This is a genomic window from Corallococcus praedator (genome assembly GCF_003612125.1).
GTDB classification, from domain to species: Bacteria; Myxococcota; Myxococcia; order Myxococcales; family Myxococcaceae; genus Corallococcus; species Corallococcus praedator.
On sequence record NZ_RAWI01000600.1, the window covers coordinates 1 to 3,978 of the forward strand.

Genomic DNA, 3,978 nt, shown 5'->3' on the forward strand with positions numbered 1-3,978 from the left:
GGTAGAGGGCCTGGAAGACGGCGTTGAAGCGCCGGACGCTGCCGAAGCCGGAGGCGAGGGCGACCTCGGCCATGGACAGGTGCGTTTCGTGGAGGAGCTGGCGGGCGAAGAGGACGCGGCGCGTCTGAGCCACGGCGACGGGGGAGGCCCCCAGGTGTTGCTGGAACAGGCGCCGCAACTGGCGGTCGCCGACGCCGAGCCGGTCCGCCAGCGCTTCGACGTTCCCGTCATCGGCGTCGAGCAGGCCGTCGGCGATGAGGGCCAGGGCGCGGGAGACGGTGACGGAGGTGCCGCGCCAGGGGGCGAGCGTGGGAGACGTCTCCGGCCGGCAGCGGAGGCACGGGCGGAACCCTGCTTCCTGGGCGGCCGCGGCGGAGGGGTAGAAGGCGCAGTTTTCGAAGCGGGGGGCGCGGGCCGGGCAGACGGGGCGGCAGTAGATGCGCGTCGTCCTCACGGCCGTGAAGAAGCGCCCGTCGAAGCGGGCGTCCCGCGTCGTGAGCGCGCGGTAGCAGGCGGCGGGGTCCAGGCCGTTCATGGGACAAAGGTCCCACGGCGGACCGGGGTTGTCTGGCCGTTTTCGGACGTGGACGTCGTCAGGACGACCTGGAGGGTTGCCCGCCTACCACCTCACCGTCAGGGCCGTCGTCTCTCCTCGGCCCACGGTCGCGGTCGTCTCGTGCTTGCCCAGCGCGGCATGCTCCAGAACCCCAAGGGCGCCAGCCGCCACCGGCCCCAGCGCACAGCCGAGGCCCGGGCCTTCAGTTCGATGCCTTCCAGCATGGTGCGAACCCCCGGAGCAGCGGTGGCGCACGTCGCTCCCGAAAGAATCGGAACGCAGGGAGGGCTTCCAGGCAATCCCCCGAAAGGGGCAGGGGCCACAAGGGGGCGATCCGCACTCCGGGAAAAAAAGATGCCCCGCCCCCAGTAGAACCGGGGACGGGGCAGTGGCCAGGGTCGGACTTGAACCGACTACCTGCGGATTATGAGACCGCCGCTCTAACCAGGTGAGCTACCTGGCCGTGAAGCCCGGCCCGTATACCGGGCCAGGGCCGTGACCGCAAGAACTTCGGACGGAGCGTCTGGGCCCTTCCTGACAGGGCCGCGGGAGGGGGCCACCTTCCGACATGCACCCTTGGACCGGCTGCTTGCCTGGGCAACAGGGCTCCAGGAGCCGGGATTGAGCAGATGCTCACGACGGGGAAGTTCACGCTTCCCTCGTAGCGGCATCCCACGCTGGCACCGTGGCACGCCAGGCACGGACACGGCCCATGCTCAGCTTCACGATGCCCGCCACCGGTCCGTACACGCCCACGGTCATGAGCAGTGAGGTCACCAGGGCTACTGGTAGCGAGCGACCCAGAGGCTGTCGCCATCCGCGGCTGTCTCGATCCACACAGCCGTTGCATGCCCATTCAGGTCGATGGCCCCCGTGATGGCGCGCACGACAGCTCCCGGCGCGGACCGCAGGGGCTCCGGGGGCCGGAAGTTGCCAGGGGCATAGAGGTAGCTCGCCCAGGCCGTGTGGTCGGACTGTGCCCAGAGGGCGACCTGGTCACCGGCCGGGTCGGAGGCGAGCACTGGAAATCCGCCCAGCACGGTGCCTCCGAGCCGCGGGTTGTTCGGGTCGACGCTGCGGTCGAAGCGCGGACGGATGTCCCAGGCCTCCTTCGCCGCGCTGTACACGCGTCCCTCGGCGGCCCCGGTGAGGGGCGGGGGGTGGGGGATGTACAGCCAGCCGGCCAGTGCATCGCCCGTGTTCGTCGCGACGACGATGGACGGGTTGAACATGCCTCCGTAGTCGGAGATGTGCGAGTCGATGCGCTCGGCGGGCTGCCATGTGTTGCTCTCACGGTCGTAGCGGCGTGCGTCGATTCCCTGCATCTCTTGGCCGGTCAGCGTCGAGAAGCGCTGTGGCCAGACGGCGAGCGCGTTGCCCGACGCGTCCATTGCGATGGCGGGCGTCGAGGCCGCGCCGTAGTTCGCCCGGCTCAGGATCGCATCGGCACACCACTGGAACTTGTCGGCGTTGAACGAGCTGCCATGAATGGCCTGGGTACCGCGGGCGTCCGCCTGCTGCCACTGCACGAGCGCGCTGCCGTTCGCGTCGAGGGCGGCGGCGGGCCAGAGAGACGGGGTGTCACGCGCCGAGTTGAGGGGCACCGGCGGCTGGATCCACCGGTTGCTGGCCACCACATAGCGCATGGCCATCACCCGGTGCTCGACGGGCTTGCACAGCGTTTTGCAGAGCGTTGTCCAGACGAAGACCGCATCGCCCGTGGGGGACATGGCCAGACGCATGGTGGGTGTGTCGTCAACGGGGAACGTGAGCTGTAGCGCGAGGCTCCATTGGCCCGTCGCCGCCGAAAAGTGGCTCGCGAAGAAGGTGTTGCCGGCCGGGGTCTGTTGGAGCCAGACAGCGAGGGCATTTCCCTGTTCATCCGCGGCCAGACTGCTCCGGAGAAGGTTGCCGGGTTGGGATTGGAGCGGCTGCTCGGACGTCCATGTGTCGGACGTAGCGGCATAGCGGCTGGCGTAGAGGGCCGTGTAGTCGTGGGGAGCGTTCTCGGTCGTGACATGCGCGAAGACGGCGAATGCGCTCCCGGAGGGGCCCGCCACCGCGCGCGTGTGCTCCCACGAAAGCGACGGCCCGGCGGAGAGCCGCTGGGGCTTGCTCCAGCTCATGATGCGCGAAGCCCCCGCGGTCGGATTCCGCGGGGAGGGGGGCGCCCCCAGGGTGCAGACCGCGCAGCCGAACTCACACAGGACCAGTCCCATCACGAACAGCGAGACGCAACGGAAATAGACTCTCATGTGACTCCGGTCTCTTCTATTCGCGGTGGGAGACGTCGCGCACGCCTCCCGTGGTGTCGAAACCTTGACGCCCGCTTTTCAAACCTCGGCTGGGCGACAAGGGCGCTCCCCTGACTCAGGGAGGTGGACAGCACGAGCGATGCGATGGCCCCCTTTTTCTGGACAGCGCCTGGATCTATTCCCTGTCCCCCTGGCGGGTCAGTGTCCGCACGTCCCTTCCGCGCGAGCAGAATGCAACGGTTGGGGGCCCTGGCGACCGATGAGCGAATATTGAAATGCGAGCACTCTCACATACGGTGACGAAGTGGCCTGCACGCCCGGTGTATTCTCGCCCTCCAACGACGGATGCGGATCCTGCTCTCGTATCAGCTCAGCCGGGCGATGCTGGGAAGCAATGGGTACTCTGCCTCCTGGTCGGCTGAAAGCTCGTGCAGTGCGGCGAGGCGCAGCAGCGCAAGCCCTTCCACGCAGACGGCGCGCTCCAGTTCGAAGCTGGGGGCGCGCGCCTGCAGCGTGCCCGCCCTGGCGCGGAACCAGGCGCCATGTCGCTCCAGCAGTTCCAGAAGCGCGGCGGGGAAGGCTTCCGGGTCACGAGCCAGCAGGGCCTGGCAGACTCGCACACGTGGCGCCAGCGGAATCCGATCCTCATCCAGGACCAGGAGGAAGAACCGGGCGATGAAGTTCGGGTCGATTGCCGACCGCATGTACTTCGACTTCTCAAGGTCCACGCACTCCACGACCCCCAGCACGTTCAGGAGGGAGTACGGCTCCGGAACCAACCTGTCCTTCTGATCCAGCAGCTTGATGGGAAGAAACTCGATACGGGCGTCCGAGCGCTCCTCCAGGAAGCCCTTCAACCGCTCCGATGCGAAGAGGAGGTTCAGCGAGTTGGGGATGGCTCCAGAAGCGCCTTCGCTCACGTCTGCAGTCGCGCGCGGGCCGCGCACAACTCCGCGAGCGTGTCGGCGTCGAACATCGCTTGGCACATCTCGCCAACCGCCAGGGCCCGAAGGCCCGTTACCGAGGCACGCGCCGCAACCCCTCTTTGACATCAGGCGACTCGCGGTCGTCCAAAACCTCGAAGTCGCCGCGCGTTACCTTCGCGCGTCGTGACCTGACCTGTTCGGCGCTCTAGGGCAGCATGGTGATGCGATTGAGCGCGGGGGC

3 protein-coding genes, 1 tRNA gene and 1 pseudogene are annotated in these 3,978 nt (G+C 68.0%); 1 reads left to right on the forward strand and 4 read right to left on the reverse strand.

Features of this window, described 5'->3' with window-relative positions; genetic code table 11:
* The 4 genes from D7Y13_RS39490 to D7Y13_RS39505 all read right to left on the reverse strand — a co-directional run.
* The coding region (locus D7Y13_RS39490; RefSeq protein ID WP_120630994.1) for a bifunctional transcriptional activator/DNA repair enzyme AdaA at window positions 1-535 on the reverse strand (535 nt) is incomplete at its 3' end.
* A gap of 410 nt (window positions 536-945) precedes the next feature.
* Window positions 946-1,019 (reverse strand) — tRNA-Ile (locus D7Y13_RS39495).
* A 319-nt stretch (window positions 1,020-1,338) separates the two neighbouring features.
* Window positions 1,339-2,811: a hypothetical protein gene (locus D7Y13_RS39500; protein WP_120630995.1), complete on the reverse strand. Its 1,473-nt coding sequence runs from the start codon at window positions 2,809-2,811 to the stop codon at window positions 1,339-1,341.
* Between the two features lie 365 nt (window positions 2,812-3,176).
* Complete coding sequence (locus D7Y13_RS39505; RefSeq protein ID WP_341870471.1) at window positions 3,177-3,797, reverse strand: Imm49 family immunity protein; 621 nt, start codon at window positions 3,795-3,797, stop codon at window positions 3,177-3,179.
* Between D7Y13_RS39505 and D7Y13_RS39510 the strand changes: the two are divergent.
* Window positions 3,710-3,924, forward strand: a pseudogene (locus tag D7Y13_RS39510) (IS1182-like element ISStau7 family transposase); the annotation flags it as partial. The gene D7Y13_RS39505 and the pseudogene D7Y13_RS39510 sit on opposite strands and share 88 nt — an antisense overlap.
* Window positions 3,925-3,978: the final 54 nt, after the last annotated feature.